This is a genomic window from Prodigiosinella aquatilis (assembly GCA_030388725.1).
Classification (GTDB): Bacteria; Pseudomonadota; Gammaproteobacteria; order Enterobacterales; family Enterobacteriaceae; genus Prodigiosinella; species Prodigiosinella aquatilis.
In genome coordinates this window covers 4,189,034-4,205,125 of sequence record CP128857.1, presented here as the reverse complement: position 1 = coordinate 4,205,125, position 16,092 = coordinate 4,189,034, and the positions used below count along the sequence as shown (strand labels likewise).

At 50.4% G+C, this 16,092-nt stretch carries 11 protein-coding genes; 2 read left to right on the top strand and 9 right to left on the bottom strand.

The genetic code is table 11. The annotated features are described in order from the left end of the window. Window positions 1-86: 86 nt before the first annotated feature. The 6 genes from apaH to lptD all read right to left on the bottom strand — a co-directional run bounded on the left by apaH (window position 87) and on the right by lptD (window position 6,932). On the bottom strand, window positions 87-935 hold the full coding sequence (apaH, locus tag PCO85_19605; protein ID WJV53341.1) for a bis(5'-nucleosyl)-tetraphosphatase (symmetrical) ApaH: 849 nt from the start codon (window positions 933-935) through the stop codon (window positions 87-89). A 2-nt stretch (window positions 936-937) separates the two neighbouring features. After that, a complete protein-coding gene (apaG, locus tag PCO85_19600) occupies window positions 938-1,315 on the bottom strand; it encodes a Co2+/Mg2+ efflux protein ApaG (GenBank protein ID WJV53340.1) in 378 nt (125 codons plus the stop codon). 17 nt (window positions 1,316-1,332) lie between these two features. Further along, window positions 1,333-2,151, bottom strand: a complete 819-nt coding sequence (gene rsmA, locus PCO85_19595) for a 16S rRNA (adenine(1518)-N(6)/adenine(1519)-N(6))-dimethyltransferase RsmA (protein ID WJV53339.1) — start codon at window positions 2,149-2,151, stop codon at window positions 1,333-1,335. Next, a complete protein-coding gene (gene pdxA / locus PCO85_19590; protein ID WJV53338.1) occupies window positions 2,144-3,145 on the bottom strand; it encodes a 4-hydroxythreonine-4-phosphate dehydrogenase PdxA in 1,002 nt (333 codons plus the stop codon). The genes rsmA and pdxA overlap by 8 nt, the downstream gene beginning before the upstream one ends. Beyond that, window positions 3,145-4,437 carry a peptidylprolyl isomerase SurA gene (surA, locus tag PCO85_19585; protein WJV53337.1) on the bottom strand — a complete coding sequence of 431 codons (1,293 nt, stop codon included), beginning with the start codon at window positions 4,435-4,437 and terminating at the stop codon, window positions 3,145-3,147. The genes pdxA and surA overlap by 1 nt, the downstream gene beginning before the upstream one ends. Window positions 4,438-4,535: 98 nt before the next feature. Further along, the gene (gene lptD, locus PCO85_19580; protein ID WJV53336.1) at window positions 4,536-6,932 is read right to left on the bottom strand and encodes an LPS assembly protein LptD; all 2,397 of its coding nucleotides are present in this window, start codon (window positions 6,930-6,932) and stop codon (window positions 4,536-4,538) included. A 150-nt stretch (window positions 6,933-7,082) separates the two neighbouring features. Between lptD and djlA the strand changes: the two genes are divergently transcribed. Beyond that, window positions 7,083-7,943, top strand: a complete 861-nt coding sequence (gene djlA / locus PCO85_19575; GenBank protein ID WJV53335.1) for a co-chaperone DjlA — start codon at window positions 7,083-7,085, stop codon at window positions 7,941-7,943. 136 nt (window positions 7,944-8,079) lie between these two features. Here djlA and rluA read toward each other — a convergent pair whose 3' ends face one another. The 3 genes from rluA to PCO85_19560 all read right to left on the bottom strand — a co-directional run bounded on the left by rluA (window position 8,080) and on the right by PCO85_19560 (window position 14,369). Further along, entirely contained in the window at window positions 8,080-8,733 is a 654-nt protein-coding gene (gene rluA / locus PCO85_19570) for a bifunctional tRNA pseudouridine(32) synthase/23S rRNA pseudouridine(746) synthase RluA (protein ID WJV53334.1), read from the bottom strand. Window positions 8,734-8,876: 143 nt separating this feature from the next. Continuing rightward, window positions 8,877-11,780, bottom strand: a complete 2,904-nt coding sequence (gene rapA, locus PCO85_19565) for an RNA polymerase-associated protein RapA (protein ID WJV53333.1) — start codon at window positions 11,778-11,780, stop codon at window positions 8,877-8,879. A 222-nt stretch (window positions 11,781-12,002) separates the two neighbouring features. Next, window positions 12,003-14,369 carry a DNA polymerase II gene (locus PCO85_19560; GenBank protein ID WJV53332.1) on the bottom strand — a complete coding sequence of 789 codons (2,367 nt, stop codon included), beginning with the start codon at window positions 14,367-14,369 and terminating at the stop codon, window positions 12,003-12,005. Between the two features lie 582 nt (window positions 14,370-14,951). Here PCO85_19560 and PCO85_19555 point away from each other — a divergent pair. Continuing rightward, window positions 14,952-16,088, top strand: coding sequence for an ABC transporter substrate-binding protein (locus PCO85_19555; protein WJV53331.1), 1,137 nt, complete (start codon window positions 14,952-14,954; stop codon window positions 16,086-16,088). The last annotated feature ends 4 nt before the right edge of the window (window positions 16,089-16,092 follow it).

Below are 16,092 nucleotides of genomic sequence, written 5' to 3'. Positions count from 1 at the left end.
GCATATCATCAGGCTGAGCGGCTTGTTCTTCGTTTGGTGAACGCGTGTTTATCAGAGAGGTGATAGGACGTCACCTCTCTGTGCCTTCAGGATGCTTCGAGTGCTTCGTCGCTGGTTCCTGGGGCTATAGTTGACAGTTGGGTAAAATAGCGCTGATCTTCCCAGCGTAGCAAAGTTAAGGTTTCTCCCCAACAACAGCCAGTATCCAACGCATAAATACCGTCTGGCGTCCATTTCCCTTTCAGCGAAGCCCAGTGGCCAAATGCGATAGCATATTCACTGGAAACCGGTCCTGGAATATCAAACCAGGGTTTCAGCAAGGAAGGCGCTTGAGTGGGAGGCTCTTTGTATAGCATATCCAACTGCCCGCCAGAAAAGCAGTAACGCATCCGGGTAAAAACGTTGATACTGAATCGCAACCGCGAAAGTCCGCTCAATTCGGGGCTCCAGTTGTTGGGCATATCACCGTACATCGCATCAAGGAATAGCGGATAGCTGTCACTGCTCAGGATAGACTCCACTTCCCGTGCACACATCAGGGTGGTTGCCAAATCCCACTGTGGTGTGATGCCAGCATGCGTCATGATCAGCTTACGTTCTTCGTCAATCTGTAATACTGGCTGACGGCGTAGCCAGTTAATCAATTCATCGACGTCAGGCGCAGATAACAAGGCGGTGAGACGATCCTTGGGTTTATTACGGCTAATCCCGGCATAAACCGCCAGCAGGTGAATATCATGGTTACCAAGCACCATCCGTGCTGAGGAACCGAGAGAACGGACATACCGTAATACGTCCAGCGAATCAGGCCCACGGGCGACCAGATCGCCAGTCAGCCACAAGGTGTCCTGTGTAGGATCAAATGAAACTTGCGCCAATAGCGCCTTGAGTTCAACGTAACAACCGTGAACGTCGCCAACAAGATAGGTAGCCATAATTAATGTATCAGTGAAGGTATTGCCAAACGGAACACCTGAATTGGAACCTGAAAATCATCACCTTGGTGATCAATCATTTGATAATGACCTTCCATTGTGCCCAGTGGAGTTTCCAGCACGGCACCGCTAGTATACTGGAACTCGCCGCCGGGCTGAATAACGGGTTGTAAACCAATCACGCCTTCTCCCTGCACCTCTGTCTGGCGGCCATTGGCATTAGTGATTAACCAATGCCGCCCCAGTAGTTTGACTTCATGACGTCCCAGATTACGGATCGTAATGGTATAGGCAAATACGAAACGCTCTTCATCAGGTTCTGATTGCGCTTCTATGTAGAAGCTTTGAACCTGTATACAAACTCGGGGCGCGTTTATCATGACGACACAACTCCAGTTTATTCCTGCACTGTGGGATGTTCGGTCAACCAGTCAGCTAACCGGCAATATTGCTCGACGCTCACGTTTTCAGCCCGAACAGTAGGATCGACACCAAGTTCGGTCAGTCGCTCTGGTGTAAACAGATTCCCCAAACTGTTACGCAGCGTTTTGCGTCGTTGGTTAAAGGCCTCAGTAGTGATCCGTCCCAATACCCGGGTATCCACTATCGGATACGGTGATGTGGTATGTGGTACCAGACGAATTACGGCCGAATCTACCTTTGGTGCCGGTTTAAAGGCGGTCGGCGGTACTTCAAGTACCGGGATGACCTGACAATAATACTGCGCCATTACGCTCAGTCGTCCATAGGCTTTACTGTTTGGCCCGGCAACCAGACGGTTAACGACCTCTTTTTGCAACATAAAATGCATGTCGAGAATAGACTGAGTATAGCCGAACAGATGGAACATCAATGGTGTTGAAATATTATACGGCAGGTTACCAAAAACCCGCAGTGGTTGTCCCGCCTGTTGTGCCAGTTCAGAAAAATCTACCGTCATGGCATCTTGCTGAATGATGGTGAGCTTATCTTTCAGTGTTGGATGTGTTTCCAGTCGGGCCGCCAAATCACGGTCCAGCTCAATCACGGTGAAATGTTCCAAACGTTCACCCATCGGTGCAGTCAACGCACCAAGCCCAGGGCCAATTTCCACAATGGATTGTCCCGGCAGGGGGTGAATAGCGGAAACAATGCTATCAATAATAAACTGATCACTTAAAAAGTTTTGCCCGAAACGTTTACGGGCGAAGTGGCCTTGATGGACTCGATTATTCATTACGGTTATTGATCATTTTAATGGCAAGGTTTAATGCAGTATGAAAGCTGCCTGGATCTGCTTCACCGGTAGCCGCCAGTTCAAGGGCTGTACCGTGATCGACAGAGGTGCGGATGAACGGGAGTCCTAGTGTAATATTCACTGCCCGGCCAAAACCCTGATATTTCAGAACGGGTAACCCCTGATCATGATACATCGATAGTACGGCATCGGCATGTTGCAGGTATTTAGGCTGGAATAGTGTATCCGCAGGCAGAGGGCCAATCAGTGTCATGCCAGCGCTGCGTAGTTCTTCCAGCGCCGGGATAATTATCTCCAGTTCTTCTCGTCCCATATGTCCGCCTTCACCTGCGTGTGGATTCAGACCACACACGTAGATTGACGGTTGTGCGATACCAAATTTGGTATGCAGGTCGTGATGCAGGATAGTTATCACTTCATGCAAACTGTCTCGGGTGATAGCAGCCGAGACATCTTTTAGCGGCAGGTGCGTCGTCGCCAATGCGACGCGCAGTTCATCAGTTGCCAGCATCATGACTACTCGCTGGCACTGACTACGATCAGCAAAAAATTCGGTATGCCCGGTAAACGGAATACCGGCATCATTGATGATGCCTTTATGCACCGGCCCGGTGATCAGCGCAGCAAATCCACCATTGAGGCAGCCATCACAAGCGCGACGTAGTGTGTCGACGACATAAACACTGTTTTGTACATTCAACTGACCTGCCACGACAGTCGCCGAGGTCGGCGAGGCCAGTATTGTCAAGGTCCCCGCCAGTTGTGGTTGCGCAGGTTGATCCGGCTGATAATAACGCAGCGTCAAAGGCAGGTGTAACTGTAGTGCACGACTCAGCAGCAGATCAGGATCCGCACACACTACCAGCTCAACCGGCCATGACTGCTGGGCCAGTGTAATGATGAGATCAGGACCAATCCCGGCGGGTTCACCGGGCGTAATTACGACGCGTTCTGTCCTGTTTTCGGTAGACATCAATTCTGTCCGTCGATAATTTTCACATAAGCAGAAGCGCGTTTTTCCTGCATCCAGGTTTGCGCTTCTTCGGCAAATTTCCGGTTGAATAGCATACGATAAGCGCGCTCTTTCAGCGTCTCGTTAGTCTTGTCCACTTGACGGGTATCGAGCAATTGGATCAAATGCCAGCCAAACGAGGTGTGCACCGGTTTGCTGATTTCGCCTTTTTTCAGCTTCATCAACGCATCGCGGAATGCCGGGTCGTACATGTCTGGAGATGCCCAACCGAGATCACCACCCTGATTAGCGGATCCAGGATCCTGAGAAAGTAATTTGGCCTGGGCGGCAAAAGTGGTGTGGCCACTTTTGATTTGTCGAGCTACCTCTTCAAGTTTTGCCTGAGCCTGTGCATCTGTCATGACGACCGACGTTTTGAGCAGAATATGGCGGGCGTGTACTTCAGTGATGGATACATTTTTGCTTTCACCACGGATATCATTGACCCGCAGGATATGGAAACCGACACCAGAACGGATAGGGCCGATAATTTGACCTTTCTGCGCTTGTCTCAGACTCTCGGCAAACAAGGTCGGCAACTCCTGTAATTTTCCCCATCCCATTTGGCCGCCTTGTAGTGCATGCTGACCAGCCGAGTAAGTGATGGCCAGCTTGCCAAAATTCGCACCCTGTTTGATTTCTTTAATCAGTTTATTCGCTAACGCTTCGGCTTTGTCCACCTGTGCCTGGGTTGGGTTTTCCGATAGCGGAATCAGGATGTGGCTGAGGTTTACCTCGGTATTACCACCGTTTTGACTGGCAAGCTGTTTTGCCAGTGAATCTACTTCCTGTGGCAGAATAGTGATGCGATGACGCACTTCATTGTTACGTACTTCCGCAATGGTCATATCTTTGCGGATCTTGTTGCGATAGATATCGTAGTTTATTCCTTCCTCGGCCAGACGGCTGCGCAATTGGTCCACCGACATATGGTTTTGTGCAGCGATATTGGCGATGGTACGGTCTAACTGCTCGTCTGTTATTGTGACACCCATTCTTTGCGCCATTTGCAACACGATGTTATCCATAATCAGACGTTCAAGTACCTGGTGACGTAGCGTGCTGTCATCCGGTAGCTGCTGACCTGCATCCTGTGCATTCAGTTTGACTGACTGCAGCAGCGTATTGACATCGCTTTCCAACACGACACTGTTATCCACCACAGCAACAACTTTATCGATGACTTGTGGTGCCGCAAACGCAATGTTCGTGCTCAGAGCTAGTCCGAGAACAAGCACTTTCCAGTTCTTCATACCTTTCCCATTCATTTCATCCGCGCGGGGCGGGTTAAAAGTTTAATGTCCACTGGCGTTAGACGCTTACCGTGGCCAGAGTTCCCAGCTTTATAACATTAGAAAGCACGCTGGTAAGGTAAAATTCCGGTGCCCAGCATTTTTTGCGAGCCCAGACTGTAGTCACTACTTAAGCCGCGTAACTCAACGTTAAACGATATTTTGTTATCATAAACACTACTATTTTTTGAACTGTTCCATTGCGTTATTTTACGTTCATAGCCGACATTGACCGCCCAGCAACAGGTACTGTACTGCAACCCTAGCAATTGGTCAGCTGGTTGGCTGGCTTTGGTATCGTAATAATACGCGCCAACAATTGACCAACGTCCGGCAATCGGCCAACTGGCTGTTACCCCAACCTGAGAAATCTCTTGCTGGAAACTCGAACTGGAAGTCGTAGACAGCATGGCCTGAATATATTCCGGGCTGGCGTAGCGGTAATTCAATTGAAACATCCGTTCGCTGTCGCTGCGGTATTCGAGTACTGCATCACCTACGGTGAAGTTATTCAACCGGGCATCGTATTGTAACCCTCCGCGAACTCCCCAGTTGTCAGCGAATTTCCAGTAACTGTCACCGGCCCATACCAGGCTGCCAGTATCGGTATTACTATCAAGTTCCGAGCTGTGATCGCCAGTACGGGAAGGAGAAAAGTAATAGATTTCTCCAATGGACGCATTAAAGCGTTCGACTAGTGCACTGTCATACAGGCGGGTTGTCACACCGGTAGCTATCTGGTTTGCCGAGGCGATGCGATCCAGGCCGCTATAGGTACGATCACGGAACAAGCCAGCGTAATCGGCTTGCAGCAACGTAGAGTCATAGGAGCGGATATCATCCTGATTATGGTAAGGAATGTACAGGTACTGTGTCCGGGGTTCCAGTGTCTGGGTATAACCTTTCGCCCAATCCATATCCCGCTCAAACACCATTTTGCCATCTACCTTGAACTGGGGCAGTACACGGTTGACAGAATCTTTCAACTGATTATCAGGGTTATTCTGGTTATAACTCGCCAGATTATTCTGCTGATAATGCGTCGCCATCAGCTTGGTTTCGGTATTCAGACTGCCCCACCGGTTGGAAAGCGGCAGATCGATCGTTGGCTCAAAATGTAAACGTATAGCATCTGGAAGGCTGGGATTCACGTTGGTGAATTTCACCGCCTGCCCATAAAGATGCATATCGAAAGGCCCAATATCATTCTGGTAATAATTGATATCAAGCTGTGGTTCGGCACGGTAGACGTCGTTATTCGCGGTACTGCTGAAGATCTGGTATTGCCGGGTTGATAGGGTGGCATTCCAGTTACGGTTAGCATAGCCCAGGCTGAATTTCTGTGTGGCATAGCCATCGGTGGTGGAGCCGTACAGCGAATCCAGATCGGTGAAATAGTACAGATCACTGACCTTGGTATAGTCGGCGTTGAAACGCCAGACTTGATCCATTACACCAGCGTGCCGCCAATAGAACAGCCAGCGGGTGTCATTGCCGTCTTTGGCATATTTACCAGATTGAGTATCGTTCTTGTACTGTTTGTCGTTCGGTAGCCAATCGAATTCGACCAGGCCAGTACCGGGTGTGGTCAGATAACGAAATTCAGTCTGCCACTGCGTCCCGCGGTTGGTCTGCAGATGTGGTGTGATCGTGGCGTCGTAGTTAGGTGCAATATTCCAGTAATAAGGCGTAATCAGCTCAAAGCCGTTGCTACTGCCGTATTTTGCATTGGGGACCAGGAAACCCGAACGGCGTTTATCACCTATTGGAAGCTGTAAATAAGGGCTGTAGAACACCGGAACACCCGCAATGCGAAAACGGGCATTCCAGATTTCGGCAACTTGTTCTTGGCGGTCATGGATCACTTCCGAGCCGGCGACACTCCAGCTATCATCACCCGGCAGACATGAGGTAAAGGTGCCATTTTCCAAAATGGTATAGCGATTATTATCACGCAATTTCATTTCGTCAGCATCGCCGCGTCCCTGACGGCCTACCATTTGATAGTTACCATCATATACGTTGGTGTCTTTGGTATTAAGGTTAGACCAGGCTCGGGGGCCTTTCAGAATGACCTGATTATCATCGTAACGCACGTTGCCTGTTGCCGTCACAGTACGTATCGGTTCGGTTTTACCGGCTCCTTGCGTTTGATTCAACTCCACCTGTTGGGCGTTGAGAACACTGTTCCCTTGCTCAACATTGACATCGCCATTGAAAATAGCATTGTTGGGGTAGTTCGCTTGCGCTTGATCCGCTTGAATATGCACCGGCAGTTGGTTGGTATCGCCGGACACGAGCGGGCGATTATAAACAGGTACGCCCAGCATGCACTGTGAGGCGAGATCAGCCAGAGCGTTCTGACTATAAAGCGCCGACCAGATTAATGAGGCCAGCAAGGTTGGGAGACTTTTTTTCATACGCGGTATCAGGTGTTCCGTCATCAAAGGCGTCATGCCGGCAAACGGTCAGAGACTATATCACTCATTGGCGTAGTGCCAGTGCTAAATCCCCACCGTTTTCTATGAGCTGCCGTTAGGAGCAAAGATAAATGACAGGTATGATAAAGCAATTTTTAACCGACGGCATGGGGATTTGAGGAGTATATGCGGTATTGGGGAAAGTTGCTGGGGCTGACACTGGGTATGGTATCGAGTGGCGGCATCGGTGGAGTGATTATGGGGCTGCTGCTGGGTCATTTATTTGACAGAGTCCGTTCATCCCGTCGACGCGACTTTTTTTCTGCACAATCCAGCCGCCAGGCACTGTTTTATCTGACGACTTTTCAGGTAATGGGCCATCTTACCAAGTCAAAAGGTCGGGTTACCGAGGCGGATATCCAGATTGCCACCCAAATGATGGACCGCCTGGCGTTATATGGTGAAGATAGAGCCTCGGCCCAGCGAGCGTTTCGTGAAGGCAAGGCGAGCCAGTTTCCACTGCGAACCCGACTGCGTAAACTGCGTGATGTGTGTATCGGCCGCTTTGATCTGGTACGGATGTTTTTGGAAATTCAGCTGCAGGTGGCTTTTGTTGATGGTGTGCTGCACCCGAGTGAGCGGCGGTTGTTATATGTGTTTGCCGATGAACTGGGTGTTACCCGGGAACAATTTGAGTTGTTCATGCGTTCGATTGAACGGGGGACTCATCAGTCCAGTCAGAATGACAATGCCTATCAGTCCCGGTCAAATGGGAAATCTTATCAGCGTCGTGGTCAGTCCTATGGACAGCGTCCTCCTATCACATCACCTGGGGTCAGTATTGAAAGCGCCTGTCGCATACTGGGGGTACGCAGTAGTGACGATGCCACTACGGTAAAACGGGCTTATCGAAAACTGATGAGCGAGCACCATCCTGACAAGATGATGGGAAAAGGGTTGTCGCCACGAATGATAGAAATCGCCAAGCGCAAAGCGCAAGATATTCAAGCCGCCTACGAGTTCCTCAAAACGAATAAATTTTCCTAACCAGTGATATTCCTTCAATAGTAGGTTTTCTGCGGTGTATCTTTTTTCCCTCCCTGACTTATGTCGTGCTATGGTTTTATGTTTGCAGTAACCCCGGAATATGCTTTTATCACTGTGTTTCCCATGACAAAAAAAGTTAAAAATTGGCTTCACAACGGAAGTGCATCGGCGTGAGAAATGCCGGATGAGTGATGCACAATTCCTGGGCGTGCAGTAACAGGCGTGGTGCCAACGCTTTGGCTGCTGGATGGGCATAAAAACCATCCCCCAGAATAGGGTGGCCCAAGGCTAGCATATGAACCCGCAATTGGTGGGAACGTCCGGTGATGGGCATCAGTTTAACCCGTGTGGTGCCATCGTCGTCGCGCGCCAGTACCTGATATTCAGTTTGTGCTGCCTTACCTTGTTCAAAACAGACTTTTTGTTTCGGGCGGTTCGGCCAGTCGCAAATCAACGGGAGGTCCACCATGCCTTCATCCTGTTCCAGGGTTCCCCAAACACGGGCGAGGTAGGATTTCTTCGGCTCACGCTCGCGAAACTGACGTTTTAGTTCCCGTTCTGCCGCTTTGTTCAGGGCAACCACCATCACACCACTGGTCGCCATATCCAGACGATGCACCGATTCGGCTTGCGGAAAATCAGCCTGAATACGGCTCATGATACTGTCTTTGTGCTCCGGCGCACGGCCAGGGACGGATAGCAGTCCGCTAGGTTTGTTGACCACCATAATGTGCTGGTCCTGATACAGGATGTGCAGCCAGGGATCTGCGGGGGGATTATAAGGTTCCATCAAGGCTCCAGACGGCTACAACGTTTTATAATAGAACACACGGGGATGAGTTCATCCCCGTGGTAGGCCCGGGTATCCGATGGCAACCGGTGGATCATCAGCCGCGCTAAAGGCATTATCGTTTTAGCGCGCTGATAATACATTTACTGGTGAGAAACCACCACCAGACGGATTGCATCCAGACGCCAGTTGGCTTGCTGCAGGTTGCTTAATACTTGTTCACGCTGGGTTTCCAGCGCCTGCAACTCATCATCGCGGATGTTGGGGTTAACCGCTTTCAGCGCTTCCAGACGTTCCAGTTCACGACGTAACTGTTGATCGGCATTGTGCTGGGCATCGGTAATGAGCTGGCGTGCGTGTACTTCTACCAATGGCTCCGCTTTTTGCAGCATGTCGTGGACTTCCGCCTGTACCGCATTTACCAATTTGCTGGAGGTATGACGATTCACGGCATTCAACTGACGGTTGAAACTTTCGAACTCCACCTGCGCAGCCAGATTCGTCCCTTTACGATCCATCAGCAGACGTACCGGGGTCGGTGGCAGAAAACGAGTTAACTGGAGTTTTTTCGGTGCCTGGGCTTCTACCACATAGACCAGTTCCGCCAGCAGTGTGCCTACCGGTAACGCTTTGTTCTTCAACAGAGAAACGGCACAACTTCCGGTTTCCCCGGACAGAATCAGATCCAGCCCGTTGCGGATCAGCGGATGCTCCCAACTGATGAACTGAGCGTCTTCACGGGATAACGCCTGTTCCCGGTCGAAAGTGATAGTACAGCCATCCTGTGGGAGTCCGGGAAAATCCGGCACCAGCATATGATCGGACGGCGTCAGTATGATCATATTGTCACTGCGGTCTTCCTGATGGATCCCGATAATATCGAACAGATTGAGTGCGAAGTTTACCAGATTGACGTCGTTGTCCTGCTCGGCGATCGCCTGACACAGTTCCTGCGCCTGTTCACCACCGTTGGAGTGCATTTCCAACAGTCGATCACGGCCCTGTTCCAGTTGCTGCTTAAGCGCTTCATGCTGCTGGCGGCAAGCGCTGATAAACTCTTCTAATCCTTCCCGTTCACCCGGTGTCGTCAGCCGGGTTATCAGTTGTTCATAGTGGCTGTCATAAATGGTGCGTCCGGTAGGGCAAGTATGCTCAAAGGCATCCAGACCTTCGTGATACCAGCGTACCAGCAAAGCTTGTGCGGTATTTTCCAGATAGGGCACCAGAATCTGGATTTCCTGCGTCTGACCGATACGGTCCAGGCGCCCGATACGTTGTTCCAGCAGATCCGGGTTGAAGGGGAGATCAAACATGACAAGGTGACTGGCAAACTGGAAGTTGCGACCTTCTGAGCCGATTTCCGAACAGATCAGCACCTGCGCGCCTTCCTCTTCAGAAGCAAAATAGGCGGCGGCCCGGTCACGTTCCAGAATAGACAATCCTTCGTGGAAGACGGCGGCCCGGATAGCTTCACGGGTACGTAATACCTGTTCCAGTTGCAACGCGGTGGCGGCCTGAGCGCAAATCACCAGCACTTTTTTGTCCCGGTGAGTGGTCAGATAGTTGAGCAGCCATTCCACGCGCGGATCGAAGCTCCACCAGGTTGCATTTTCATCTTCAAATTTCTGGTAGATCTGTTCTGGATAGAGCATATCCCGGGCGCGGGATTCTGGGGTTTTCCCCGCGTTCATGATATTGGACACTTTGATGGCGGTTTGATATTGCGACGGTAGCGGAAGTTTAATCTGGTGCAGCACCCGCTGTGGAAAGCCCTTTACTCCCTGACGAGTGTTGCGGAACAGTACGCGGCTGGTGCCGTGACGATCCATCAGCATCGTGATCAGTTCGTGGCGGGCCTGTTCCCGATCTTCGCTATCGCTGTTGATGGATTTCAGTAAGGGTTCAATGTCTTGCTCGCCCAGTAACTCACTCAAAGCGTTCAGTTCGGCGGAACTGGCTTTGTTACCGGCCAATAGTAGAGTGACGGCATCGGCCACCGGGCGATATTGCTGTTGCTCGGCGATAAATTCGTGATAGTCGTGAAACCGGTTTGGATCCAGCAGTCGTAGACGAGCAAAGTGGCTCTCCTGACCTAGCTGTTCCGGTGTCGCCGTTAGCAATAATACCGCCGGAGTAGCGCTGGCCAGATGCTCAATCGCTTGGTATTCCGGGCTGGGTGCCGCCTCGCTCCAGACCAGATGGTGGGCTTCATCCACAACCAGCAAGTCCCAATGGGCATGCAGTAGTTGCCCAAACCGTGTGGCATTGCGCTGTATAAAACCCAGCGAACAAATAATCAATTGCTCTGTTTCAAAGGGGTTGTCGCTATCCAGCCTGGCTTCGGCATAGCGTTCATCGTCAAACAGTGAAAACAGTAGATTGAAGCGGCGGAGCATTTCTACCAGCCACTGATGTTGCAGCGTTTCCGGTACCACAATAAGTACGCGTTCAGCCCGGCCTGCTAACAGTTGTTGGTGAATGATCATACCGGCTTCGATAGTTTTTCCCAGACCAACTTCGTCCGCCAGTAGTACGCGTGGAGCATGACGCTGTCCTACTTCACGGGCAATATGCAACTGATGAGGAATCAGGCTGGCACGCATCCCGCGTAGACCACCCCAGGGTTGCAGCGCCTGCTCATGCTGATGATTACGGGCGCGGTAACGCAATGCAAAGCGATCCATACGATCGATTTGTCCGGCGAACAGGCGATCCTGTGGTTTGTTGAATGTGAGTTTGCTATCAAGAAAAACTTCCCGCAATTCGGCAGGCGTATCATCATCCAGGCGACGACCCACATAGGTACGCAGACCATTTTCATCGCGGATATCGTCTATCCGCAGTTGCCAGCCCTCATGGCCGGTGATGGTATCACCAGGGTTGAACATCACGCGGGTGATCGGAGCATCACTTCTGGAATAGAGGCGGTTCTCACCGCTGGCAGGGAAGATCAGGGTAACCATCCGGGCATCTACTGCCACTACGGTTCCCAATCCCAGTTCGCTTTCTGTATCGCTGATCCAGCGTTGACCAAGTGTAAAAGGCATAAATTCTAAGCTCGATACTCATCGTTGTCGGAGAATGTAAGGTGATTCTTACTTTTTGTTGCCTGCCTGGAGGGCGTATCTCGGGCAATACACTACCCGTCATGCGCGACAGACGTCCCGTCAGGCACGACCCTTCTCGCAGTGCGTGGGTTTTCTTTCAGAAAGGGCGCTATGGTAATGGATGGTGACACGTTCGTCACCTGCCAAACGTCTTTCGGGCCATTAAAATAGTCCCAGTTGTCCGGTAATCAATGTGGAAAACTCATCGTGCAAGAACGGTAGGATGGCATCAGCTATCGGCTGTAACTGCTTTTCCATATAGTGCTGATAATCCAGTGGGGAATGCCGTGTTTCCAGTGGCTCCGGACCATTTACCGTCATAACGTAGCTAATCCAACCTCCCGTTTGGTATTGTAATGGACGCCCCAATCGGCGGTTATAGTCATCGGCCATTTTCGCAGCCCGTGCATGAGGCGGTACATTACGTTGATAGTCGTTTAGATTACGACGTAACCGTTTACGGTAAACCAGTAGTTCATCATAGTCTCCGTTCAGGGTTTTGCTGACATATTCCCGTATCCATTCCTGATAAGATTGACGCTGAAAAATGCGCCAATAGAGCTGTTGTTGGAACTGTTGCGCCAGTGGTGTCCAGTCGGATCGGACGGTCTCCAGTCCTTTAAACACGATTTGCTCACCCTGCGCCGTGTGCGTCAGGCCGGCATAACGTTTTTTGCTGCCTTGCTCCGCTCCCCGGATGGTGGGCATCAGAAAACGGCAGAAGTGTGTTTCATACTCCAGTTCCAGCGCGCTGGTTAACCCATGTGTCTGGTTCAGATGCTGTTGCCACCATTGATTAACGTATTGTACCAGTGTCTTGCCAATAGCATCGGCTTCTTCTTCACTGTGGGCCCGATTAAGCCACACAAAAGTGGAATCGGTATCACCATAAATCACCTGATAACCCCTGGACTCAACCAGTATGCGCGTTTGCTGCATAATTTCATGGCCACGCAAGGTAATGGATGAAGCCAGTCGCGGATCGAAAAAGCGACAGCCGCTGGCACCCAGCACACCGTAAAAGGCATTCATGATAATTTTCAGCGCCTGGGATAAGGGAGCATTCCCGGTACGTTTAGCCACATCCCGCCCTTGCCAGATGTGATCGACAATTGCGGGCAGACAATGCTGATCCCGTGAAAACCAGGCTCCCCGGAAACCGGCGACGGCGTGTTGTTCATCCGGTTGCTGCATACCGACCACCAGTCCCACTGGATCGATGAGAAAAGTGCGGATAATCGAGGGGTAAAGGCTTTTATAATCCAGCACCAGTACCGAATCATACAGGCCGGGACGGGAGTCCATCACGTAACCGCCGGGACTGGCCTCGGGAGCGATTTCTCCCAGATTGGGCGCGACAAAACCGGCGCGATGCATGCGTGGCAGGTAAAGATGCGTAAACGCCGCCACTGAGCCACCATTACGATCTGCCGCCAGGCCGGTGACACTGGCTCGCTCCAGCAGAAACGGTAACAAACGGGTCTTTTCAAAAATACGGGTAACCAGTTCACAGTCTTTCAGATTGTAGTGTGCCAGCGCGGGTTTGTTGTCGGCGAAGCGCTGGTCGATTTCGTCCATGCGTTGATAGGGGTTGTTGATGGCTTTCCCTTCTCCCAACAGGGATTGTGCTACAAATTCCAGACTGAATGAGGCGAAGTTCCAGGTGGCAGATTTTAGTGCTTCGATGCCATCGACGATCAACCGTCCTGGCGCGCTGGCAAAAAAATGTCCCTGTTTATAGCCATGTTCCCGCCACTCCAGTTCGCGGTTTCCCCGACCCAGCCGTAGCGGAATACGGTAGCGTTCAGCATGTTTTTGCAAGACCCGTAGATCAAACTGCACCAGACTCCAGCCGATGATCATGTCCGGGTCATAGTGTTGTATCCATTGATTGAGCTTTTCCAGCAATTGCGGTCGGCTGGCGACATACTCCAGCGTAACGTCTTTTGCGTCATCCGGATTGCCATTCGGTGGCCCCAGCATAAATACCTGACGCTGCCCACACCCTTCCAGACCAATGCAATAAAGTTCGCCATTTCGGTTGGTCTCAATATCCAAAGATACCAGGGTGAGTTGGGGACGATAGGTGGGGTCCGGCTTCATTTTCACCTGATCGATAAGTCCGGATGCGGTAGTTTCGCCGCTGAACCAGACCGGCGCGGTAATGAAACGCTCCATCAGAAAACGCTCCGGTGGGCGGATGTCGGCTTCATATACGGTAATACCGGCTTCCTGTAGCTGTTTTCCCAGTCGCAGCAGTTGTCGGTATTGGCGACAATACAACCCCAGCAAGGGTTCATGGTGGAAACTTTTCAGCTCTAGTGGCCGGAGCTGCCAGTGTTTTTCGCCGGACAACAATGCGGTGGCCTGTTCCTGGTGCTGTGCCGGAATAAAGGCTACTGCCTGTTGCAATGGCAGACGTACTTGCTGTGGTCCGGATTCGGTAGCCAGCCAGAATTCGACTTGAATACCGGCGGAGGTATCCTGCCAATGACGGGTAAGCACAAAGCCCTGACAAGCCTGAGACACCGTTATCGCCCTTTGTCGGAGGAAAAGAAGAGTATATCTGGAAGTATGGTTATTTATACAGTATCAGTCCAGGTTTTTATTTTCGCAATATGAATCAGGTAAACCGTGAATGTTATTTATCTGTTATTAATGTTTTTTTATTTAACCTTTATTATCCCAATAGAATAAAAAATTGAGAAAAAACATAATTCAGAAATAATCACTAAAAAAATAAACGCTGTAAATTATAAGCAGACAATTATAAAACTTTTCCCGCTGAAATAAATAATCAAACCTGGGTCTGCGCTATTTGTTGATTTTTTTATAGAAAGGGATATTTCCCACGCACTATAAGAAAGCAATCGAGAAACCCGTTGGTGCAGAGAGCTGGTTGATCAATGAATCAAGAAGAAAATAGCACGGGAATTTTTTGTTACTTATTGATTATTAAATGATTAATTATTCTTTAATTCCTGGCATATTTATTGCTGAATGTAAAATGGTGCACAGCATATAACTCTGTCACACAACTCTCTCTTTTATCACCCTGTATACAGCGTCATTTCACAATTGGAATGTAATCTTTATTTTGAAGAGGCGAACATGAAGAACAATATTTTCAGATTCACTGTAGCGGCGGTAGTTATCTCTTCTTCACTGGCGGTGACCAGTACTCTGGCGGCAGATGTCAAAATCGGGGTGGTATTGCCCCTGAGTGGTGCGTTAAGTGGTTATGGTCAGCCTTCCCTGAAGGGAGCTGAACTGATTAATGGCATGGAACCTAAACTGAAGAATGGTGACACCATCAAGCTGGTGGTCATCGATGACAAGAGTGACAAAATAGAAGCGGCCAACGCCATGCAGCGTCTGGTGTCCAGCGATAAGGTGGATGCGGTAATTGGCGAAGTGACCTCCACCAACACGATGGCAATGACTAAAATGGCGGAGGATACCAAAACGCCGATGGTTTCTCCCACTGCCACTAACGATCGCGTTACGCGTGGTAAAAAATACGTCAGTCGCGTCTGTTTTTCAGACAGTTTTCAGGGCGTAGTGGGGGCGAACCTGGCCAGTCGTGACCTGAAAGCCAAAACCGCTGCCATCATGTTTGACAACAGCAATGATTACTCGGTGGGGTTGGCAAAGGCATTCCGTACCCAGTTCCTGAAAAATGGCGGCACTATCCCGATTGAGGTGCAGGCACCCGGCGGCAGTAAGGATTTCAAGGCTCAGCTTTCCACCATTAAATCGCATCATGTCGATGTAATCTATATGCCCATTTACTATACCGAAGGTGCATTGATTGCATTGCAGTCTAAACAATTGGGGCTGAAGGTTCCGGTGATCGGTGGGGATGGTCTGGCAGCAGACCCCGTGTTCTTCAAAATGGGAAAGGATGCGGTGAATGGCTGGATGACCACCGACTACTACTCACCAAACGCGAAAGAGCAAACGCCGGATGGGGAGCAATTCATCAAAGCTTGGACCGCCAAATATAATGAACCGACTCATACTTGGGGGGCGATGACAGCGGACGCTTATAAGATGATCATCGCGGCGATGAACAAATGTAGCGACCCGCACGACCGTGTCTGTGTGAACAAGAATATCCGCGCGACCAGTAATTTCACCGGTATTACCGGCACACTGACGTTGAAAAATGGCGATGCCATTCGCGATGCGGTAATCAATGAAGTAAAAGACGGACAGCTGGCTTACAAAACGGTTGTGCATCCCTAACCCG